24 protein-coding genes and 1 tRNA gene are annotated in these 20,422 nt (G+C 44.8%); 15 read left to right on the top strand and 10 right to left on the bottom strand.

Going from position 1 to position 20,422, the window contains the following annotated elements; all coding sequences use genetic code 11:
• Position 1: 1 nt before the first annotated feature.
• Positions 2–175, bottom strand: a complete 174-nt coding sequence (locus SUN_RS13310) for a PLP-dependent transferase (RefSeq protein ID WP_255322721.1) — start codon at positions 173–175, stop codon at positions 2–4.
• 170 nt (positions 176–345) lie between these two features.
• On the opposite strand from SUN_RS13310, the gene SUN_RS03575 reads away from it, so the two are divergent.
• The 4 genes from SUN_RS03575 to SUN_RS03560 all read left to right on the top strand — a co-directional run bounded on the left by SUN_RS03575 (position 346) and on the right by SUN_RS03560 (position 6,415).
• On the top strand, positions 346–1,545 hold the full coding sequence (locus tag SUN_RS03575) for a TolC family protein (protein WP_011980381.1): 1,200 nt from the start codon (positions 346–348) through the stop codon (positions 1,543–1,545).
• The gene (locus SUN_RS03570) at positions 1,545–2,747 is read left to right on the top strand and encodes an efflux RND transporter periplasmic adaptor subunit (protein ID WP_011980380.1); all 1,203 of its coding nucleotides are present in this window, start codon (positions 1,545–1,547) and stop codon (positions 2,745–2,747) included. Before SUN_RS03575 ends, SUN_RS03570 begins: the two co-directional genes overlap by 1 nt.
• An 8-nt stretch (positions 2,748–2,755) precedes the next feature.
• Positions 2,756–5,869 (top strand): efflux RND transporter permease subunit, encoded by a 3,114-nt coding sequence (locus tag SUN_RS03565; protein WP_011980379.1) that lies wholly within the window; start codon positions 2,756–2,758, stop codon positions 5,867–5,869.
• 99 nt (positions 5,870–5,968) lie between these two features.
• Positions 5,969–6,415 (top strand): hypothetical protein, encoded by a 447-nt coding sequence (locus SUN_RS03560; protein WP_011980378.1) that lies wholly within the window; start codon positions 5,969–5,971, stop codon positions 6,413–6,415.
• An 84-nt stretch (positions 6,416–6,499) separates the two neighbouring features.
• Here SUN_RS03560 and SUN_RS03555 read toward each other — a convergent pair whose 3' ends face one another.
• The 7 genes from SUN_RS03555 to trxC form a co-directional block, all read right to left on the bottom strand.
• Entirely contained in the window at positions 6,500–6,796 is a 297-nt protein-coding gene (locus tag SUN_RS03555) for a c-type cytochrome (RefSeq protein ID WP_011980377.1), read from the bottom strand.
• Positions 6,797–6,924: 128 nt separating this feature from the next.
• Positions 6,925–7,239, bottom strand: coding sequence for a hypothetical protein (locus SUN_RS03550; RefSeq protein WP_011980376.1), 315 nt, complete (start codon positions 7,237–7,239; stop codon positions 6,925–6,927).
• A 163-nt stretch (positions 7,240–7,402) separates the two neighbouring features.
• Positions 7,403–7,729, bottom strand: a complete 327-nt coding sequence (locus tag SUN_RS03545; RefSeq protein ID WP_011980375.1) for a hypothetical protein — start codon at positions 7,727–7,729, stop codon at positions 7,403–7,405.
• Positions 7,730–7,779: 50 nt separating this feature from the next.
• Positions 7,780–8,121, bottom strand: coding sequence for a hypothetical protein (locus SUN_RS03540; RefSeq protein WP_232501351.1), 342 nt, complete (start codon positions 8,119–8,121; stop codon positions 7,780–7,782).
• Positions 8,122–8,282: 161 nt separating this feature from the next.
• On the bottom strand, positions 8,283–9,470 hold the full coding sequence (locus tag SUN_RS03535; RefSeq protein WP_041672666.1) for a sensor histidine kinase: 1,188 nt from the start codon (positions 9,468–9,470) through the stop codon (positions 8,283–8,285).
• Positions 9,424–10,095, bottom strand: coding sequence for a response regulator transcription factor (locus SUN_RS03530; protein ID WP_011980372.1), 672 nt, complete (start codon positions 10,093–10,095; stop codon positions 9,424–9,426). Before SUN_RS03530 ends, SUN_RS03535 begins: the two co-directional genes overlap by 47 nt.
• Positions 10,088–10,516, bottom strand: coding sequence for a thioredoxin TrxC (gene trxC / locus SUN_RS03525; protein WP_011980371.1), 429 nt, complete (start codon positions 10,514–10,516; stop codon positions 10,088–10,090). Before trxC ends, SUN_RS03530 begins: the two co-directional genes overlap by 8 nt.
• 207 nt (positions 10,517–10,723) lie before the next feature.
• On the opposite strand from trxC, the gene msrA reads away from it, so the two are divergent.
• Positions 10,724–11,251: a peptide-methionine (S)-S-oxide reductase MsrA gene (gene msrA / locus SUN_RS03520; protein WP_011980370.1), complete on the top strand. Its 528-nt coding sequence runs from the start codon at positions 10,724–10,726 to the stop codon at positions 11,249–11,251.
• 507 nt (positions 11,252–11,758) lie between these two features.
• Positions 11,759–12,769: an IS5 family transposase gene (locus SUN_RS03515; RefSeq protein ID WP_011980369.1), complete on the top strand. Its 1,011-nt coding sequence runs from the start codon at positions 11,759–11,761 to the stop codon at positions 12,767–12,769.
• Positions 12,770–13,084: 315 nt separating this feature from the next.
• Here the strand turns inward: SUN_RS03515 and SUN_RS03510 are convergent.
• Positions 13,085–13,175, bottom strand: a tRNA-Ser gene (locus SUN_RS03510).
• A gap of 102 nt (positions 13,176–13,277) precedes the next feature.
• Here SUN_RS03510 and SUN_RS13560 point away from each other — a divergent pair.
• Positions 13,278–13,421, top strand: coding sequence for a hypothetical protein (locus SUN_RS13560; RefSeq protein ID WP_154806469.1), 144 nt, complete (start codon positions 13,278–13,280; stop codon positions 13,419–13,421).
• Here SUN_RS13560 and pyrF read toward each other — a convergent pair.
• Positions 13,411–14,103: an orotidine-5'-phosphate decarboxylase gene (gene pyrF, locus SUN_RS03505; RefSeq protein ID WP_011980368.1), complete on the bottom strand. Its 693-nt coding sequence runs from the start codon at positions 14,101–14,103 to the stop codon at positions 13,411–13,413. The two genes, SUN_RS13560 and pyrF, sit on opposite strands and share 11 nt — an antisense overlap.
• A gap of 67 nt (positions 14,104–14,170) precedes the next feature.
• Between pyrF and SUN_RS03500 the strand changes: the two genes are divergently transcribed.
• The 8 genes from SUN_RS03500 to SUN_RS03465 all read left to right on the top strand — a co-directional run bounded on the left by SUN_RS03500 (position 14,171) and on the right by SUN_RS03465 (position 20,414).
• Positions 14,171–14,698, top strand: a complete 528-nt coding sequence (locus SUN_RS03500) for a peptidylprolyl isomerase (protein WP_011980367.1) — start codon at positions 14,171–14,173, stop codon at positions 14,696–14,698.
• A 45-nt stretch (positions 14,699–14,743) separates the two neighbouring features.
• Positions 14,744–16,639, top strand: a complete 1,896-nt coding sequence (locus SUN_RS03495) for an NAD(+) synthase (protein WP_011980366.1) — start codon at positions 14,744–14,746, stop codon at positions 16,637–16,639.
• 13 nt (positions 16,640–16,652) lie between these two features.
• Entirely contained in the window at positions 16,653–17,297 is a 645-nt protein-coding gene (locus SUN_RS03490; RefSeq protein ID WP_011980365.1) for a PAQR family membrane homeostasis protein TrhA, read from the top strand.
• 84 nt (positions 17,298–17,381) lie between these two features.
• Positions 17,382–17,846, top strand: a complete 465-nt coding sequence (locus SUN_RS03485; protein WP_011980364.1) for a hypothetical protein — start codon at positions 17,382–17,384, stop codon at positions 17,844–17,846.
• On the top strand, positions 17,843–18,448 hold the full coding sequence (locus SUN_RS03480) for a hypothetical protein (protein WP_011980363.1): 606 nt from the start codon (positions 17,843–17,845) through the stop codon (positions 18,446–18,448). Before SUN_RS03485 ends, SUN_RS03480 begins: the two co-directional genes overlap by 4 nt.
• Before the next feature lie 24 nt (positions 18,449–18,472).
• Positions 18,473–18,973 carry a hypothetical protein gene (locus SUN_RS03475; protein ID WP_011980362.1) on the top strand — a complete coding sequence of 167 codons (501 nt, stop codon included), beginning with the start codon at positions 18,473–18,475 and terminating at the stop codon, positions 18,971–18,973.
• Positions 18,974–19,044: 71 nt separating this feature from the next.
• Positions 19,045–19,995 (top strand): nitrate reductase, encoded by a 951-nt coding sequence (locus SUN_RS03470; RefSeq protein ID WP_011980361.1) that lies wholly within the window; start codon positions 19,045–19,047, stop codon positions 19,993–19,995.
• 200 nt (positions 19,996–20,195) lie between these two features.
• The gene (locus SUN_RS03465) at positions 20,196–20,414 is read left to right on the top strand and encodes a cold-shock protein (RefSeq protein WP_011980360.1); all 219 of its coding nucleotides are present in this window, start codon (positions 20,196–20,198) and stop codon (positions 20,412–20,414) included.
• Positions 20,415–20,422 lie beyond the last annotated feature (8 nt).

Raw genomic sequence — 20,422 nt, 5'->3', positions numbered from 1 at the left:
CCTATAGTTTGAAAGCTGCCTGAAGAAAGTCTTCCGCGATCACTTCAGGGTCTTCCAGACCGATGGAGACACGAATAAGTCCTTCGTGTACACCAAGGAACTTTCGAGTTTCTGCATCAAAGTCGCTGTAGATCGTACTGGCCATATGAAGGGCAAGTGTTCTGTTATCCCCGATATTCGCCGTCTGTCATCCCATTTTCCTATATGGAGTAATTAAGTGTATGGTTGGCTTTTTGCTGATAGCTTTTCAATTCGGAAAGCAGAATATCAAACACGTTCACCTTATACACACTTCTTGCACATAATTTATGTAAAATATGTTTATCTACACTTTAGGGACGAACCATGCGACTTTTCCTCTTCATTCTTGCAATAGCAGTTACACTGCTGCAGGCACAAAGCATCAATCAGCTTATCGATTACTCATTGAAAAAGCACACTTCTCTTCAGACCATACAGCACAGGCTTTCGGCTATGGATGACCGCATAGCCAAGAGCAGGAACTGGTCCAATCCGGAGATGATACTCAACATGAACGATATCCAGTTCGATGACCCAACCAACAGAGGCATCGAACCGATGCAGTATCAGGCGATCAATGTCAAACAGCGTTTCCCATGGTTCGGGAAGATCGATGCGAGAGAGCACTTTACCCGTGCACAGAAAAATGTCATCCTCGATTCTTATGACATTGCCAGGATCAAACTGGCAGAAGAGATACGAACGACCTCCTATACCATTCTTGAGATCAAAGAACGGCTTCGTATCATCGGAGAGTATGAACGGCTTACGAAACAGAATATCGCACTCTACGATGCCTACACGGCAACGGACAGCAAAAGCCACTCGAACAGTATGTCGGCCGAACTGATGCTCTCAAGGCTGCAGATCAGAAACGAACGCTACAGATCGGTACTTAAAAGCCAGGAAGCCAAACTTGCCTACCTTGTCCAGAAAAAGAACCCGTTTGTCTCCGACAGCCTGCACATGAGAAAACCAAAATCATTGCAGTATTATCTCACCCGTCTTGAACACAACCCAGCCTATCACAGAACCGTCTCACAGACAAAGGTGGCAAATGCCAACCGAAGAATAAAAGAGCTCGAAAGCAACCCGGACCCTTTCGTTCAGGTAGGCTATTTCAACCGTCAGGAGTATGAGGACTATGCCAGCGTCGCCGTAGGGTTCGCCCTGCCTATCCTCGGTTCTGAAAAACTCGAGACCGAAGCGGCACGCAAAGAAGTACTGGCAGCAAAGAGCGCGGCACTGGATTACCATGCGGCACTTGAAAGCGAAATCCGCGTGAACTATGCGCAGATGAAAGAGGCATACCACATCTACCGGATCATTCAGAACGACAGTATGCCCAAGCTTAAACATATGTTTGAACTCAATGAAGCTTCCATCGAAAGCGGTGAAGACCTCTTTACCTATACCAATCTGCTGGAACAGAAACTCGACCTCGATGAAGAAAGGATCGTTGCCAAGGCGCAATATCTCAGAAGCGTAGCCAAGCTCAAATCACTGATAGGAAACATAAAATAATGGAAAACAAAATATTCAAAACCTTTATACTTACTCTTGTACTTTTCACCATCTCGGCACAGGCAGAGATGAAATGTGAATCCGGAAAATGCAGTACAGGCAAAGAGGCAACCCAAAAAGCTATTCCCAAAAAACCTGAACCGGCCAAATCGGAAGCGATGCCCGGTATGACAACTGAAGAGCATACCGCCATGCTGAAAAAAGAAGCAACACAGGCAAAGAAGCCCGACCCCAAAAAGGCACAGGAGAAGAAGAACCGACGTATCATCGAACAGCTTTTCAATGTCAAAACCGTGAAAGTCAAACGTCTAAAAGCGGCAAAGGAGCAAGTTAACTACGGCTATATCGTCGTGGAGGATTCACGCAGGGTCGATGTCGTGGCCTGGTATGAAGGGTATGTCGAAGCGCTGTATGCCGATACGCTCTACCAAAAAATCAAAGAAGGAGATGCACTTGCAAAAGTCTACTCTCCGGAAGTCTATAAAGCCAAGCAGGACTACCTGAATTCACTCAAGTTCAATGCACAGCGCTCATCGCCAGGTATGCTTAGAGGGGCCAGGGAGAAACTCAGACTGCTCAACATAAGTGATAAAGAGATCGAGCAAATCAGATCGACACGGAAGATCGATCTCTATACGACTATCTACGCACCGATGTCAGGCTGGATCTTTTCCAAGAAGATCAATGAAGGATCAAGTTTTAAGAAGCAGGCGATGCTTTTTGAGATCGTCAATCTTGAACAGGTCTGGCTCGAAGCGAAACTCTTTCAAAAAGAACTCACCAAGCTCAACACACTGCAGCACTTTACTGTAAAGGTAGAAGGCATCCCAACAGTATTCAAAGCCAGAAAAACCCTGCTCTACCCGAGACTCAACCCCAAAGAGGCGACAGCGACACTGCGCCTTGTTGTCGACAACCCAAACGAAGAGCTTAAACCCGGCATGTATGCCAAGGTACATGCTTCCGGCAAGAAACAGACCGACCTGGTGATCCCGCGTACTGCTGCACTGAGAAAAGACGGCAGGTGGTATGCCTTTATCGCCACGGAATTCAAAGGAGAGTATGAACCGATCAAGATAGAACTCGAACCGCTCGACAACCAGTACTTCGTCGTCAAAAAAGGCTTGTCTGAAGGAGAATCCGTTGTAAATAATGCACTCTTCATGATGGACTCCGATGCCCAGATCAACAGTATCTATTAGGACACAGTATGATTGAAAAATTAATCTCCTTCAGTGTCAAGAACCGTTTTCTGGTCCTGATGGCGGCCCTCTTCATCGTAATGGGATCCATCTGGTCCATGAGGAACACCCCTCTCGATGCTCTGCCCGATCTTTCTCCTCCGCAGGTGATCGTCCAGGTCACATGGAAAGGACAAAGCCCGGAGACCATTGAAGATCAGGGGACCTACCCTCTGGTCTCCCAGTTTCTTGCCGTGTCGAACATCGAGACAGTGCGTGGATTCTCTACCTATGAGAATGCGCTCATTTACATTATTTTCAAAGAGGGAACGGACCTCTACTGGGCACGGTCACGCGTACTCGAACAGCTTGCCTCCATTCAGAGCCAGCTTCCCGATGACATGGAAGTGGCACTGGGGCCCGATGCCTCCGGTGTGGGCTGGGCCTATGAATATGCCTTGACCTCCAAGACCAAAAACCTTGAAGAGCTGCATACCCTGCAGGATTATTACTACAAATATGCCCTCATGGGTGTGGACGGTGTCTCAGAAGTAGCAACGATCGGCGGATTCATCCCTACCTATCAGGTGACGGTTAACAACGATGCCCTGGTACAGCACAATCTCTCCATTAAAGATGTGGCGCGCACGCTCAAAGAGAACAACAACGACACCGGCGGACGGATCATTATACAGAACGGCTATGAGTGGATGGTACAGGCGAAGGGATACATCAAAGATCTTGACGAGATGCGAAATCTCGTTATCACCACCAAAGACGGTGTACCCCTGACACTGGGAGACATCGGTCGTGTGGAAAAAGTACCGGCCGCAAGACGCGGTATGGCGGACTTGAACGGTGAAGGTGAAGTGGTCGGCGGTATCGTGATGCTGCGTTACGGCGAAGATGTCTACTCTGCCCTGCAGCGTATCAAAACCAAAATGAAAGAGCTGAAAGTGGAAGGGGTTGATGTGGTCACTACCTACGACCGTTCCGAACTCATCGGCAAAGCGGTCAATACCCTTAAAAGCACACTGATCGAAGAGAGTATTATCGTGGTCATCATCATCGGGCTTTTCCTGATGCACCTGCGCTCCTCTCTCATTGTCCTTATCGTCCTGCCACTTACCATAGGCTTGACCTTCCTTCTTATGAAACTTTTCGGTATCGGATCGAACATCATGAGTCTGGGAGGTATCGCCATTGCCATCGGTGCCATGGTCGATGCCTCCATCGTCATGATAGAGAATGCACACAAGGCCATACACAAGGAAGAGAAAAGACGGGAACGCGACCTGACAAACAAAGAACGTATCGAGGCGATCGTCAAGGCCTCACAGGTCGTCGGCCGTCCGATCTTCTTTGCGCTGGCACTGGTCGTGGTCTCGTTCCTGCCTATCTTTGCCCTTTCCGGACAGGAAGGGCTGCTCTTCACGCCGCTGGCCTTTACGAAGACCTTTGCCATGACAGCAGGAGCACTCCTCGCCGTCACACTGGTTCCTGTATTGATGATCTATTTCGTCAAGGGAAAGATCATCCCCGAGTCAAAGAACCCCCTGAACCGTTTTTTCATTTGGCTCTACCACCCGATCCTGATATACGGACTGAAATTCAAATACCTGGTCATCGCGATCGCTGCGGGACTGCTTCTTTTGGCCGTACCGCTTTACCAGAAGCTCAACTGGGAATTCATGCCGATGCTCGATGAGCAGACGGTCATGTATATGCCTGTCACGCCTTACGGGATTTCCATAGACCAGAGCAAGGCACTGACGCAGAAAACGGACAAGATCATCAAAAGCTTTCCTGAAGTGGCGACGGTATTCGGTAAAGGCGGACGTGCGAATTCCGCGACAGATCCTGCACCGCTGGGGATGATAGAGACCATCATCACCTTCAAACCCAAGGATCAATGGCGTCCGGGAATGACTACAGAGAAGCTGATGGCGGAAATGGACAAAGCCCTGCAGGTCCCGGGTCTTGTCAATTCATGGACCTACCCTATCCGCGGACGTATCGACATGCTGCTCTCGGGTATCAGGACACCGCTGGGGATAAAACTCTACGGAAAGGATGCCAAAGGACTGCAGGAGGTCGCACTGAAGATCGAAAGTACCCTACGTAACCTTAAAAGTACGCAGTCGGTCATCTCAGACCAGGCAAGTGCCGGTTTCTTCATCGACATCAATATAGACACTGAAGCGCTCAAGCGTTACGACATAAGCAAGTCCGTCATCCTCGAGTACACTTCTGCAGCCATCGGCGGTAAAAAGATCACCACCATGTACAAGGGTCTGGAGCGTTACCCCATCGCGCTGCGCTTCGAAGAGGAGGAACGCCGCAATCTCGACGAGATACGTAACATCCAGGTCAAGACACCGCTGGGCTTTGTTCCGCTTTCGACCTTTGCCGAAGTGGAGTACAGACAGAGTGCTTCGGTCATCAAGAGTGAAATGGCAACACCGGTGACATTCATTTACATTACACCTCAACTCGGAATGAGCGTCGTGACCTACAAAGAAGAAGCAATGAAAGCGTTAAAGGATCTCAAACTGCCTGCAGGCTACTACATAGAGTGGGCAGGACAGTCGGAATACCTTGCATCGGCGATGAAGAAGATCAAGTGGATCATCCCGACCGTACTGCTGGTCATTCTGGTACTCATCTATTTCGCACTCGGTGAAATGGTACCTACACTGATCGTATTCTTCACACTGCCCTTCGCTCTGCTGGGAGGATTCTTCTATGTGGATATACTCGGTTTCAACATGAGTATCGCAATTATCGTCGGTTTCCTTGCCCTCCTCGGGGTCGCGGCTGAAACGGCCATCGTAATGATCGTCTATCTGCAGGAAGCCGTTGAGGAAACAGAGGCGAGACTGGGTGATAAATTCGATCTGAAGCATTTGAACAATGCCATCTATGAAGGGGCTGTACAGAGGGTCAGACCCAAACTAATGACCGTCTTCGCGATTCTGGCCGGTCTTCTGCCCATCATGTACACACACGGTGTGGGCTCAGAAGTCATGCAGCGTATCGCCGCACCGATGATTGGCGGGGTTGTAAGCTCCGCTGTGTTAAGCTTGCTTCTGATACCGATCTTTTATGAGATGTATGAAAAGCATAAGCTGAAAAAACAATAAAGCAACACACCACGTAGGGTGCTGTCCCCTGACGGCACCAAAAACCAACATCATATAAATGGTGCTGTGGGGACACAGTACCCTACACAAGGAAAGACAATGCAGACATTTGAAACAAAAGCTTTTCAAAAGAAAAACATGCCGACACTCCTCATTCTATCAGCAGCCATACTGCTGCTAACAGGTTGTTCCGACAAGGAAAAAAACAAATCCCTTACCGAAGGCGGCATGAAATGCGGTGCAGGAAAATGCGGGTCGAGTATGGTGGACGGTTCTGCCGTACTGGTCAAAAAAAAGATGAACATTCTTGACCAAATGAAGAAAGAGGACAAACGGCGCGACTGTGTACTGAAGGCTAAGACGACCAAAGCGCTTTACAACTGTGTACGGGACCCTGAAACAGGCAGGTTAACCATCCGGGAAAATAATAAAACTGAATCTTTTGAGAATAAGATCACTCTTGAAAAGAAAGAGAAAAAAGTACCCGTGAAAGAGAGTAACGGCAGTATGAAATGTGAATCGGGGAAATGCAGCAGCGGGAATTAGGAATTAGGAATTAGGAATTTTATGATTTATTGCCTGAATTGTCAAGAGAGGGTTCAAAAGCCCGAAGGCTTTTGAAAAGAAGTCTTACTTAAGACCTGCAATATGATCAGCTACAGCTTGAATATCAGCGTCGCTCATAGAACCAACCTGACCTTTCATAAGTGCACCCATACCGTGTTGGTTAAGTGTACCTGCTTTGTAACCTTTAAGTTGCTCTACTGTTTTAGCAGCATCTTGACCTTTGATGATTGCTGATTTACCAAGAGCAGCTTTTTCACCGTTTTGTCCGTGACACCCTGCACATTTAGCAAAAAGTGCGGCACCGTCTGCCATAAGTAGAGTTGATCCAGCAAATAATGTTGCAATTACGATTTTTTTCATTGTTTCTTCCTTTAGATAAGATTGATTTTAAATGATCCAGGGAGGACAATATCATCCTCCCATTCACATTTATTTGAAGCATATAATATACCTCTATAGCTTAAAATTATATTAATTATAACCTATGTTTAGCAACTTGGTACGTTACCTGAATCAGATGCATACTCATGAGCAAAGTCATAGACATCCGGAACATATTTGGCTTTCAATTTAAGACCTGGGCAAATTTTTGCAGCTTCTTCTGCAAATTTACCGGCACCATTAATCTTTTCCCACTCACCCTGAGTGTGTTTTGTAGCAAATTTTGCACCAGAGAAACCACATGCAGCTTTCATTTTCTTCATGTAGATCTTTTTACCTTTGTTTACATCAGCAGAAGCAGTAGTAGAAACTACAGCCAAACCTAAAAGTGCGGCTACTGCCAATTTAGTCATTTTTGTCATTGTTCATCCTTTTATTAGTTTTAAGACAGAAGAATGATACCATGGAATTGTGAAAAGATTGTGAAGGTTGTAAAGAAAAAAAGCAGTTTTTTGTAAAAACTGCTTCTGAAAGTTACATATATTAAGTTTGATTAAGCAAACAATTTATATAAGTTAAACCAGTTTAGCATTTAGGAACGACACCGTCACTTGCATATTTGTGTGAGAACTCATATACACTTGGCCACCATGATTTTTTGATCTTTTTGAGTTTGAGTCTCGGACAGATCTTTTTGGCTTCATCCTTGAATTTTCCTTTTTCGTAGATCTCTTCCCACTCTGCCGATGTATGGTTCCTTGAAAACCTCACACCCGAAAAGCCACAGGCTTTACGAAATTTCTTTTTAAAGATCTTTTGGCCTTTTTTGGCACTGGCACCTGCCATGGAAACTGTCGGCACAGTCATAGTTACGAGCAGCGCAAACGCTACCATTCCCATAAGTTTTTTCATTTTATACTCCTTATTCTCATATAAATTAATATAATATAAAAATATTGTATCTACTTCAACTTATTAAAAACCTTAAATTTTTCCCAGTAGATATTGATAGCTTCATCCAGCTCTTCGGGTGAAAGCGTCGTTTTCTTTTTAATACCGAAATTATCTATAAAGAGTTCCGACATCACAGAGATACTTTTGTTGGGGTATTTCAGGTAATGCTTGATGCCCGCTTTGACATTCTGCTCTCCACTGTAGACCAACAGGTACTCCTTGAACATCTGCTGCAATGAGGTCGGCAGGTCTTTATGGCATGGGATACAGTTGCGTTCATAGACGTTCTGGGCTGAGAGTATGGCTGTAAACAGCACGACAATAAACAGTAATTTTTGTATCAATCTCATTCTCCTATTTATTTTGTTTTACTTTGACTTTCCTACGGCGGTCTTTGTAAGACAACGCCTTCGGTTCCAAGCCTATGAACGAGAAACTCTTCTCGTTCATTTAACGGCTTTCACAGTTTCGAACCTGAAAATGTGAAGCAGTTCACATTTTCTTACGGTTCTCACCACTTTAATACCATTCTTGTTCCTTTGTTCAGTTTGGAATAGACCTCTATTTTTATATTATACTCATCCAATATCTTTTTGACAATACTCAACCCGACACCAAATCCACCTTCACTCTGGTTAAAACGCATATAGCGGTCGAAGATGAAGGGGATTTTCTCTTCATCTATACCGACTCCGGTATCACTGATCTCTATCATGCCTATACGCAGTTTAATACCGATGCTGCCACCTCTTTTATTGTATTTGATCGCATTGGATAAGAGGTTGTCGATCACACGGGTGATCTTCTGTTTGTCAGCATGAATGATCACATTTTCCATATCGAGTTCAAAATGCAACTGCTTGGTGTTCGCCAATGCCGTAAAATATTCTATCCGGTCATGTATCAGCCCCTGAAGTTCTATCTCTTCTCTATGATCCTTCTGTTCCTGTTTAAGAGTCAGGTAGGTCAGGTCTTTATAGAGTTGTGAAACGGTCTTGGCTGCAATATTGATACGGTTAAGCTTTTTTTTGTTCTTCTCCACCATCACATCAGTATCCATCATTTCTACATTGGTCAGAATGGTCGAGAGCGGTGTATTGAGTTCATGGGTTGTATCTTTGATGAAACGATCCAGAAGCATGATAGAATCACGCATCGGTTTCAAAAAGAGTCTTGCCAAAATAAGCCCGAAGATCATAAAAAGTATGAAGGCCAATACCCCGCCCATGGCGATCTGTTTCCAAGCCTCATGTTTCCATAGTGTATCTTCAGGTACTTCGATGATAAGGTATTTGGTCCCAAGATAATAGATATCGAGAAGTTTGACAAAATGGATATATTTGTTAGTGACATAAATCTCTTCATCAAAATGGATATTTTCATCCTCAAGCAGGGAAAATATCTTTTTATATTCGATGTCATAGATGGCCGATTTGAAGCGAGGGTCTCTGGGGTATGTGGTACGTTCAGGGAAAAAGTAGTGCAGGACTTTGAGACGTCTGGTTTGTATGTAGGCATACTTCGAAAGTTCAGCCCTTTGATTGGAGAACATCAGCTTCTCCTGGCTTTGGTAATAAAAGATAGACAGCAGAGTGATCAGCAGGATCACCAGGGCCGTATAGAGCGCCAAAAATCTTAAAAGGGATTTCTTCTCACTTTTTAGCAGTGAATTTGTATCCCTGTTTCTTGATACTAACAATTCTGTCCTTGCCGATGATCTTGCGAAGATTCTTTATATAGGTACGAAGTGCCGTATCGCTTGGCTCTTCATCATAATCCCAGAGATGTTCATAAATACGTTCATGCGCCAGGACTTCTCCCTCTTTTTTGACAAAGAGCTTGAGAAGACGGGACTCCTTGTTACCCAAAGAGACACTCTCCCCGTCGATGATCAGCTCTCCATTCTTACTGTCGTATGAGATATTCTCATCGATGGCTATCAGCTCTTTGGATTCATGGAAGAAGCTGCGTTTGAGCAGGGTCTCGACACGGATCTTCAATTCCTTGAGTGCAAAGGGTTTACGGATGTAGTCATCACACCCGCTTTTAAACCCTCTTTCCAGATCATCAACCGAATCCATGGAAGTGATAAAAATAGCCGGTGCTACCACTCCCTCTTTCCTGCTCTCTTTGAGCAGTTCCAGGCCATCGATACCCGGAACATTGATATCAAAAAGCAGAAGATCGTACTTGCTCTCATAGAGCTTTTCCTGTGCTTCATATCCGTCATAGACAGAGACGACTTCATGCCCCTCCTCTTCCAGGAACTCAGTGACAGTCTCGTTGAGATTCGCGTCATCTTCAAGGAGCAGGATCTTAGACAAACTGTTTCACCCAGCTTTGCAGTCTTCCCGCACTCAGTGCACCGCTGACCTGATCAACCTGTGTACCATTCTTAAATACGATCAGCGTCGGAATGCTTCGTATACCGTACTGTGCACCCAGAGCCTGCTGCTCTTCTGTGTTGACTTTCAGGAACTGCGCCTGCAGCGGCATAGCCAGTGCAGCTTCTTCAAACGCCGGAGCCATCTGCCTACAGGGTCCACACCACGGTGCCCAGAAATCAACTACTACAGGAATATCGGAATTGGCAAGGAAGATCCCCAGTTTGTTTGCATCGACCGGAACCGGCTTGCTGTCCAGCAGCGATTTTTTACACGATCCGCAGTTAGCTTTGGTATAGTGATCTTTCTTGGGTATTCTGTTTACTTTGAGACAATGTGGACATACTACATTTATATTCATTGTAAAACCTCCAGTAATTTATGATAGTTTTTATTTTGTTGGATATTATAACATACAAGAGAACCAAACAATGAATCAAAAGTTGCATTTTCTATATTTATACACGGAAGTGGAGACTTCAGTCCCACCTTTGGTTCGTATACACAATAGTATACGTGGGACAGAAGTCTCCACTTCCGGATTTTGCAACAACTAAAGGAATCAATTATGGCACAAAAAGAACTCATAGTAGGCGGCGGATGTTTCTGGTGTACCGAAGCGGTATTTGAACTGCTCAGAGGGGTCAGTGATGTGGAGAGCGGCTATGCCAACGGTGACGTGCCCAATCCGGACTACCGCATGATATGCGGAGGCGACACAGGCTATGCGGAAGTCATCAGGATCACCTACGATGATGAGATCATCGACCTCGACACCCTCTTCGATGTCTTCTTTGCAACACACAACCCGACCACACTCAACCGTCAGGGTGCCGATGAGGGAACCCAGTACCGTTCCTGCATTTGTTATGAAGATGAGGGAACGCTCAAAGCGGCAAAACGTGCGATAGAACGTGCCCAGGCTGATTACAACGACCCCATCGTCACCACCCTTGAACCATTAAGGAACTATTACCCCGCAGAAGACTACCACCAGGACTACTATAGACAGAACCCCATGCAGGGTTACTGCAATGCGGTCATCCCGCCGAAGATCGTAAAACTGATAGAGAAATTCAGCGATAAGGTAACATAATTTTTATTACTCTAAAATTTTGTATTCCAATAAAATCATAAACAGATGACAAAGTCTTTTAATGGGGCTTCTGTCCTATATAGTTTCCAGGAGGGTCATATTGACAAACGATCACAGTCCACCCTGTATATTTCCCTGTCTGATAAATTGCTTTTCCACATTCAAATTCCTGTGTATCTTTCCAAATCAACTGTATGTAATGACCACATTGTGCACCTGGAGTGCAACAACTGTTGTTTTCATAATTATAATCATGTTTTTCCGAGTACCAGGCATTGATTGCATCAACATAGGTAGCTGTATTTGAAGAGCTAAACAGGTTCTCCCCATACCCCCATCCACTCTGCCATTTTCAATTTCTTCTACCCAGTATTCATATCCGTCCTACTCCGGTACACGATCAAATAAATAGAACCCTCTGATTAACCTCAGATAATCCACCTAACATCGAAATTTAGCTAAAATAGACCTATCAAGAGAAACAAATGTCAATCGAAGGAATGTTCTATGCAACTAAGCTTCTTCGACCATGAGATGCAGTATCAGGGCGGTAAAAAGAGTATGAAATTTCTAGGTGAGATGAAAGAAATCATTCCGTTTGACACGCTTGTATCCATTCTCATCGAAGAGGGTGTCTATAGGCCAGAGATAGGTAAAAAAGGCGGAAGACCGCAGACATCGGCAAAAATACTTCTGGGAGCACTGTTCCTGCAGAGCTGGTACAGTCTCAGTGATCCGATGACAGAAGAACTGATACACGACAGGATCTCTTTTAGAAAGTTCCTCGATATCACAGAAGAAGACACGATACTTGATGAGACAATCATCTGCAAATTTAAACGGAAACTGATAGAGAAAAAGCTGCTTTCACGTATTTTTGATGAAGTCAAAGAGATGATGATACAGAAGAATCTCATAGTGAATGAAGGCACACTGGTGGACGCTACCCTGATCCATAGTCCGGAACCAAAAAGAAAAAAAGATGATCAGGGCAACGTAGTGTCAAATGTTGCTTGCGGTAAAGAAGCAACCTATACTTCCAAAAGAGGACAGAAGCATCATGGACACAAAATGCATATCGCAACAGATACAAACGGTGTGATCAAAAAAGTCATAGCTACCACTGCTTCAACCCATGACCGTACACAGTTTGATACACTGACTGAAAATGAAACCAAAGCGGTATTTGCAGACGTCCTGAAAGAAGTGCCCTTGGGGTGCAGTGGCTATATGTCGCAAGAGCACAAAAGAAAACTTAGACAACAAGGTATCTTTAACGGTATTGTAGAAAGAAGAGTGCGAGGACAATCCAAACTTAGAGCCAAACAACAAAGAAACAATAAACGTTTTGCAAAACTAAGAGGTTTGGTAGAATTGTCCTTTGCATTTATGAAACACCATATGAATTTCAAAGCCTGTAGGTATTTAGGCTTGGAGAAAAACCAGGAACATTTTCATCTTATTGCCGCGTGTACAAACCTACGTAGAGTACCCAAACTGATGGAAGCCTATGGATAAGTATGGAAAATGGTGCAAAAAGTGTCAAAAATAGGCATAAAAAGCCAAAATAAATCAAAAAGAAGAGGATATTTCAAAGAAAACTAGCTAAAAATAAGAGACCTTATTTTTTAAGTACTATAATATTTGAAATTGAAGGAATTCTTTGGGTTTTTCAGAGGGTTCAATAAGTTTTATTTACTTTGTATAATCGGAGAAATGTAGAAAGTAGGTATATCATACTTTTTAACAAAAGTATCATAGCTGTGTCCAGATAGTTGGTTTTCAGTAGCCGTAAGCCCTGTATTATCGATGTTTGTGGGGTTTGTGTTTTGATGGCGGACAGTGAGGGATTCGAACCCTCGGTACCCTTACGAGTACGCATCCTTAGCAGGGATGTGGTTTCAGCCAACTCACCCAACTGTCCAGTAGTAGTTTTTGTGATGGGATTATAATCTACTTGCCTTAAACTCAAGCTTAAAAACGGCTATTTTATAGTATGATTTTAAAAATTAATTCAGGATGTCAAATGTTCCAAAAAATAGCACCGCTTATCGTTCTGGCCATGTTTGCCATTGGGGCATACTTTATGGTTCAGGGAATGAAAAACGCCACAGAGATGGCAGACCCCTCAAAGGTTAAAAAGAAGCAAAGCAGCGAAACTAAAAAGTAGAGATCAGCTTCAGTATCTCTTCCACTTTTCCTTTGGGGTCGCTGTCTTTGTAGATGGGCCTTCCCACGACAGGGAAATCCACCCTTTCTTCATTTGCGAGTTCCAGTGTCGCGACACGCTGCTGGTCCCCCGCATCTTCTCCAAAAGGTCTGATACCCGGACAGAGCGTTAAAAAGTCGTCACTGGTGGCATTTTTAATCGCCCTGCTCTCAAAGGTCGAACAGACCACACCGTCCAGACCGTTCTCAAAACTCATTCTGGCGAACTGTTCCGCCTTCTCATCGATGCCTTTTTCATAGATCATTCGGAAATTCTCTTCATTGAACGATGTCAGGGCGGTCACCGCAAGGACCAATGGGCGCTTTTCATACGAAGAGAGTCTTTCCATCACCGTCTTCATGGCAACTGCTCCGGCACTGGCATGGATGTTGAACATATCCACGCCGAGTTTGGCTATCTCTTCAGCCGCATCGGCCATGGTATTGGGTATGTCATAGAGTTTGAGATCAAGGAATATCCTGAAGTCCGGATTGATGGCTTTGAGCGCTTCGATGAACGGTTTACCGTCACGTATGTAGGCCCTGAAACCCACTTTCATCCATACGTTATACGCTTTGAGTGATTCCGCCAGTGCAAGATTCTCTTTGGCTGAAGGCAGATCGAGTGCTACACACAGTTCCATGGTAATGACCCCTAATATTATATTGGTATAATAATAGCCTAAAATAACTAATTAAGGACTAAACAACATGTTTGGAAAACAATCAAAAAGATATGACATCCCACAGGATGTAATGGAAACATACCAATATGCAAAGATCAAGACAAGCAAAGGAGATATCTGGGTCAAACTTTTCCCGGACGATGCTCCCAATACGGTTGCGAACTTCGCGCACTTGGCGAATGAAGGATTCTATGACAACCTGAAGTTCCACAGAGTGATCCCCGGTTTCATGGCTCAGGGCGGATGTCCTCACTCTGGTCCCACCGGTAACCCCGCAATGGCCGGAACAGGCGGACCGGACTGGCAGATAGACTGCGAGACGGATACCAGCAACCACCCGCACAGAAGAGGTTCTCTTTCCATGGCACATGCCGGTCCCAATACGGGCGGAAGCCAGTTCTTCCTCTGCTTTGCTCCATGCCCCCACCTGAACGGTGTTCATACGGTATTCGGTGCAATAGACGAAGACGATACAGAGAGTTTCATGGTACTTGACAAGATCGAACAGAATGACGATATTCTAGGAATCGAAATTCATAAAGAGAAAAATTAATATCTGTAAGGTGCGTGATTACGCACCCTACGCCCAAGGAAGAGCATGTTTGGATTTTACAGAGTTGCCTCAGCAGTCAACAAAACCACGGTTGCCAACCCTCAGAAAAATGCTGAAGAAATACTCACACTCATTAAAGAAGCAGCCGACAAAGAGGTTAGTGTCGTTGTATTCCCGGAACTTACCCTTACCGGATACACTGCCAGTGATCTTTTTCTCAACCAGACGCTGCTTGCTTCACAGAATGAATCTCTTCAATATATATTAAATAATATTGAAGAACTCGATACCATTGTGATCCTCGGTATCGCTTTGCTTGAGGCAGACAGGCTCTACAACTGTGCTGCTGTCCTGCAGGGAGGGGAGATACTGGGCATTATCCCGAAATCCTACTTGCCGAACAAGAAAGAGTTCTATGAGAAGCGGCAGTTTGTCAGTGGCCGGGATATTGTACGGACCGCCACTGAACTCCTCGGAAAAGAGGTACCATTCGGTGTAGACCTGCTCTTTACCGACGGTCGGAATATGACTTTCGGCGTAGAGATATGTGAAGACCTCTGGGCAGTGACCCCGCCAAGCAACCATATGGCAAGCAATGGAGCCAACCTGCTCTTCAACCTGAGTGCCAGCAATGAACTCATAGGCAAGCACGAATACCGTGAAGAGCTGGTCCGTACACAGAGTGCAAGATGTATGGCTGCTTATGTTTACAGCTCTGCAGGTGTGGGTGAGTCGACCACCGATACCGTCTATGGAGGACATGCCATCATCTCCGAGTACGGGACTACCCTTGCACAGAATGAACGCTTCAGCCTTGAAAGTTCACTGATAACCGCCGACATCGACCTAGAACGTATGCGATGGCTGCGTATCAATGAATCAAGCTACAGTGACGGCAGACGTAAAAAAACGCGTCTCATCAAACTAAAATCTTTGCCAATGATGTCTGAGCTGCAACGGGACATCACACCTGCGCCGTTCGTTCCTTCCCGATATACAGACAAAAAGCTCCGATGTGACGAGATCATCCATATCCAGGCACACGGCCTGATCAAGCGTATGACGCATGCCCACATCAAAAAGGCACTCATGGGCATCTCGGGCGGACTTGACTCGACCCTTGCCCTGCTCTCGACATACAGGGCTTTCGAAATAATGGGATGGGACAGCAGGAACATCATTGCCGTGACCATGCCCGGCTTCGGTACGACAAGCAGAACCAAGTCCAATGCAGTCAAGCTTTGTGAAGCATTGGGAGTGACACTCAAAGAGGTAGATATTACAGACATTTCCCTCAAAGAGTTTGACGCCATAGAGCACAACCCTGAAGAATTGAGTGTTACTTACGAAAATGTACAGGCAAGAGCACGTACTTCCATACTGATGAACATGGCGAACCAGGAAGGCGGACTTGTCATCGGTACCGGTGACCTGAGCGAGATCGCCCTTGGCTGGAGCACCTACAACGGCGACCATATGAGTATGTATGCACTGAATTCCGGCATCCCGAAAACACTTATCAGATATGTGATCGAATACTATAAATCGAATAAAGCCATCGCAGATATCATCGATGACATTCTCGATACGCCCATCAGTCCGGAACTTCTGCCGCACAGTGATGATGTGATCGTTCAGGAGACAGAAGAGATCGTCGGTCCCTATGAACTGCATGACTTCTTTTTGTACCACTTCATCAAGTATGGTGCAAAGCCTGACAAGATCCGATTTCTTGCGATGAAAGCGTTTGATATTGAATACGATGAAGAAACAGTGACAAAGTGGCTCAAAGTCTTTCTGCAACGTTTCTTCACTCAGCAATTCAAACGTTCATGCATGCCTGACGGCCCTAAAGTCGGGACGATCTCCCTCAGCCCGAGAGCTGACTGGAAGATGCCGAGTGATGCCGATGTGGAAATCTGGCTTCGTATGCTGGAATAGGTAGAATGAAATTATGAGCAATGAAGTCAATAATTTTGCTCTCATCGAAGAGATATGGCATGCCGTAACACACGGTATCGGTTTTACCTTGAGCATCGCTGCCCTGGTACTACTTGTCACGTTTGTGGTAATGCACGGACACGGTGCCCTGCATATAACTTCCGCAGCGATCTACGGTTCGTCACTCATGGTACTATACGGCAGTTCAACCCTCTATCATGCCCTCACCCATAACAAAGCCAAACATCTTTTTCAGATTTTTGACCATGCCTCTATCTACATACTGATCGCAGGTTCCTATACACCTATTGCACTTCTTACCATCGGTGGTACGACAGGATGGGTGCTCTTCGGACTTGAATGGGGTATCGCTGTTATAGGCATCGCACTGAAATTCATCTATGTTGGCCGTTTTGAACTGCTCTCCCTGATCGCCTATCTTGTCATGGGCTGGCTGATCGTTCTTGACTTTTCTACCTTTAAAGCACATATCGATCCCATAGGGTTTTGGCTTATCGTTGCAGGTGGTTTGGCATACAGTAGCGGTGTTTACTTTTATATTAAGGACAGTATTACCCATTTCCATACCATCTGGCATCTCTTTGTAATGCTGGGGTCTATCTTGCATTTTTTTGCTATTTTACTTTATGTTGTGTAACCCCAAATTTCTATTTCTGGATTTGAGGTAACAGTTAACAATAGCATGTTATAATAAGGAATATTTCAATTATTAGGAGAAACCATGAAAAAAGAATATGAGGAATTCATTGAAACAGCTAAGAAAAGTATCGATGTACTTGAGGAGAAAATAGAAGATATGAACGAGGATTTTTCCGAGGATGCCAAATTGGTGTGGAAAGATCTTAAATCATACTTTGAGAAAATCAAGATAAAACTGCAGGAAGCGGAACAGGAAGCAGAGCTCAAAAGTGAGTTGGGCATGATGGAAGCCCGGGATGCACTTGAGCATGTCCGCGACAGTGCTGAAGGTTTTCTTTATACTGTATCCAGAAATACGGCACAGGAGTTCGACCTTGCAGAGATCAAGGCACACCTGGCCAAAATGGATATTGAAGACAAATGGGAAGAGGCAGAGAAAGAGTTCTACCACCTTTACGGCGAGTCAAAAGTAGAGGCAGACAAACTGGCGAAAAAAGCCGGCCAGGAGATCAATGATATTATGTTGAAGCTGTCACAAATCGTATGACTACTTTCAAAACACTGCTCTTGTCCGGCGTAGCGATATGGTTGCTGAACGGATGCAATACTGCCAATATCGACTACAATGGTCAACAGCTTGTCATGCAGGTGAACAATACTACCCTGCAGATGGACGGCAGGCTGATGGCGAAAAAGAATTTGAACTTCCGTACACTTTTCCTCTCACAAAAAGTACTGCAGACCAAAGAAGGCAATTTCATCGTGTATGAAGATGCCCAGACTGACATCAATTATGAATTTCAGTTCTCACTCATATACATTACTCGGGTTGTTTTTGATGCAGGCAGGATCCGCCTTCTGTACTCGTCACCCAAAATGCAGATCTTTCAACTGCAATTGCCCAATGGAAAAATACTCAATGTTCTTGCACAGCAAAGTCAGAGCCAGGAGATCAAATATATGTATGGCATGAGCGCCAAACAGCTTGACCATATTCTGAAGACACTTCAGGCAAAAGTCCTGTACAAGCCTTACAGAGATGTGCTACAGCTTCGCAATACTTTTAATGCGATACGGAGTAGATGGACTGAGCGGAAAATAGACTTTGTACCTTTGGTGGTTCCCTACCAGACCTCAACAATATATTGACAGTTCCCAGATAATCATTGTGCGATGAAAAACCTGATCCCCTATCTGGCCATACTGCTTGTGATCGTATATGCCTTCTACAATGCTTCATTTCGGAAAGATGGACAGACGAGTGAAGCAGAGGAAATGACCGATAGCTACAGGAAACACATACAAAAACACACCACACTGCATACCGAAGAAGAACTGGCAAAAATACATACAGTTGGGTATACCAAAGCGTATATTACCAGCGTCATCAACCATGGATCAAAACAGTTTGACTTTCCGGGTGGCGAGATGGAAGCTGGATTTGTTTCCCATAAAGATGCACCCAAGATCGCCTGCTATGTTCTGTCACTCTCGGGGCAGAAATGTAAAGAACCCTACCCCAAAGATGCTGCCATGTTCTACACCAGTGTCTGCGGAGGATGCCATGGCGATGACGGGAAAGGGCTTGACGGCAGCTATCCTGACCTGACCCAAAAACCGCTGCTCGGCATAGAGAAAAGAGAAGAGTTCCTCAAGTCCCTACTCAGTAAATAAAATGGTCACCTCTAATAACCCATTATGAGCATCTAGGGTTATTATAGGTACCCAAATGTTATAATTCCCTCATGCATAGACTCTTACTCCTGACCTTTCTGCTATGGTCCATTCTGTCTGCAAAAGATATTCACCCTGTAGCGACCATAGAAGTTTCCGGTCTCGTAAGTGATTTCGTGGAAGATAATGGCTATCTCTATGTCGCTACCGATGCAGGCATGGTGGATGTGATCGACCTGAGCAGCAGGAAGATCGTCAGGCAGATCATCCTGCCTCCTCTTGAAACAGTACAGAATGGCAAAGTTCCTTCACGCATACATGCCATCGACAGATACCAAAACAAAACCCTATTGGTCTCCTCTGCTTCCAATGCCTATAGGGAAGTATGGATCGAACAGAATGGGCATCTCAGGAAGATCATCGGTTCGGATCAGCATATCATGCCAAAGAACGCCTTTTTCAACAAAGAGGGGAAGATCATCTTCGGTACCTTCGGGTCGGATGTCATCCTCTATGACAATCTTGAGAACTATCGCATATATGAACAACATATCTCGGAAAGTACCATGGGCGGCATGGTACTCAGCGATGATAAGAGCAAAATGGTCATTTCCGATGAGAGCGGTGCCGTGAGGATTATCGATGTCAATACCTCAAAGATCGACCAGGTGTACGACAAAGAACACGTGGATAACATCTATAAAGTAGCTTACGCCAATGGGGTCATTCTTACGGCAGGTCAGGACAGACGTGTCGGGGTTTATTTTACAGACAGTGACAACTCCTACCATCTCAAGAGCGATTTCCTTGTCTATTGTGTGGGATTAAGCCCCAAGGCAACTACAGGTGTCTACTCCAGTGGTATAGAACATCATTTGCAGCTTTTCAATCCGGCGACAAAAAGTAAGGGTGATCGTCTTGTAGGCCACTATGCCACACCCACCAAGATCCTCTTTATCAATGAAAAAGCCATGATCTCATCGGGCGATGAAGACAAAGTTTTTTTCTGGCTTTTACCATAAATATAATAAAAATATCAAAAATCATAAAATTTTTTGATAAAATCAGCTTAACTCTAAGAAAAGAAGCTACAATATATCCGATGAAAGATGAGGATCGAGTTCATCTTTTGAGTGTTATGTTAGTGTTAAGGCCCTGCAAGACCCCCGAAAGACTCTCTATTTAAATGTTTTCACAAATTTAAATTACCAAAGGTATAACAATGGCAGAATTAGTAAACGGAACAGTAAAATGGTTCAACGATGAAAAAGGTTACGGATTTATTCAACAAGAGAATGGTGGAAGCGATGTATTCGTACATTTCCGTCAAGTAAACAATGACAATGGCGGTCGTGTAACTCTTGCAGAAGGTCAGGCAGTAACATTTGAAATCGGTGAAGGTCAAAAAGGCCCACAGGCTGAGAACGTAACACCACTCTAAGACTTATA

The sequence above is a fragment of the Sulfurovum sp. NBC37-1 genome (assembly GCF_000010345.1).
Lineage (GTDB): Bacteria > Campylobacterota > Campylobacteria > Campylobacterales > Sulfurovaceae > Sulfurovum.
This window is presented reverse-complemented; position numbering and strand designations above follow the sequence as displayed.

Bases quoted from the DNA above. Each gene is read 5' to 3' on its own strand.
- SUN_RS03575 (WP_011980381.1), top strand. From the start codon at position 346: ATGCGACTTTTCCTCTTCATTCTTGCAATAGCAGTTACACTGCTGCAG.
- SUN_RS03570 (WP_011980380.1), top strand. From the start codon at position 1,545: ATGGAAAACAAAATATTCAAAACCTTTATACTTACTCTTGTACTTTTC.
- SUN_RS03565 (WP_011980379.1), top strand. From the start codon at position 2,756: ATGATTGAAAAATTAATCTCCTTCAGTGTCAAGAACCGTTTTCTGGTC.
- SUN_RS03560 (WP_011980378.1), top strand. From the start codon at position 5,969: ATGCAGACATTTGAAACAAAAGCTTTTCAAAAGAAAAACATGCCGACA.
- SUN_RS03555 (WP_011980377.1), bottom strand. From the start codon at position 6,796: ATGAAAAAAATCGTAATTGCAACATTATTTGCTGGATCAACTCTACTT.
- SUN_RS03550 (WP_011980376.1), bottom strand. From the start codon at position 7,239: ATGACAAAAATGACTAAATTGGCAGTAGCCGCACTTTTAGGTTTGGCT.
- SUN_RS03545 (WP_011980375.1), bottom strand. From the start codon at position 7,729: ATGAAAAAACTTATGGGAATGGTAGCGTTTGCGCTGCTCGTAACTATG.
- SUN_RS03540 (WP_232501351.1), bottom strand. From the start codon at position 8,121: ATGAGATTGATACAAAAATTACTGTTTATTGTCGTGCTGTTTACAGCC.
- trxC (WP_011980371.1), bottom strand. From the start codon at position 10,516: ATGAATATAAATGTAGTATGTCCACATTGTCTCAAAGTAAACAGAATA.
- msrA (WP_011980370.1), top strand. From the start codon at position 10,724: ATGGCACAAAAAGAACTCATAGTAGGCGGCGGATGTTTCTGGTGTACC.
- SUN_RS03515 (WP_011980369.1), top strand. From the start codon at position 11,759: ATGCAACTAAGCTTCTTCGACCATGAGATGCAGTATCAGGGCGGTAAA.
- SUN_RS13560 (WP_154806469.1), top strand. From the start codon at position 13,278: ATGTTCCAAAAAATAGCACCGCTTATCGTTCTGGCCATGTTTGCCATT.
- pyrF (WP_011980368.1), bottom strand. From the start codon at position 14,103: ATGGAACTGTGTGTAGCACTCGATCTGCCTTCAGCCAAAGAGAATCTT.
- SUN_RS03500 (WP_011980367.1), top strand. From the start codon at position 14,171: ATGTTTGGAAAACAATCAAAAAGATATGACATCCCACAGGATGTAATG.
- SUN_RS03495 (WP_011980366.1), top strand. From the start codon at position 14,744: ATGTTTGGATTTTACAGAGTTGCCTCAGCAGTCAACAAAACCACGGTT.
- SUN_RS03490 (WP_011980365.1), top strand. From the start codon at position 16,653: ATGAGCAATGAAGTCAATAATTTTGCTCTCATCGAAGAGATATGGCAT.
- SUN_RS03485 (WP_011980364.1), top strand. From the start codon at position 17,382: ATGAAAAAAGAATATGAGGAATTCATTGAAACAGCTAAGAAAAGTATC.
- SUN_RS03480 (WP_011980363.1), top strand. From the start codon at position 17,843: ATGACTACTTTCAAAACACTGCTCTTGTCCGGCGTAGCGATATGGTTG.
- SUN_RS03475 (WP_011980362.1), top strand. From the start codon at position 18,473: ATGAAAAACCTGATCCCCTATCTGGCCATACTGCTTGTGATCGTATAT.
- SUN_RS03470 (WP_011980361.1), top strand. From the start codon at position 19,045: ATGCATAGACTCTTACTCCTGACCTTTCTGCTATGGTCCATTCTGTCT.
- SUN_RS03465 (WP_011980360.1), top strand. From the start codon at position 20,196: ATGGCAGAATTAGTAAACGGAACAGTAAAATGGTTCAACGATGAAAAA.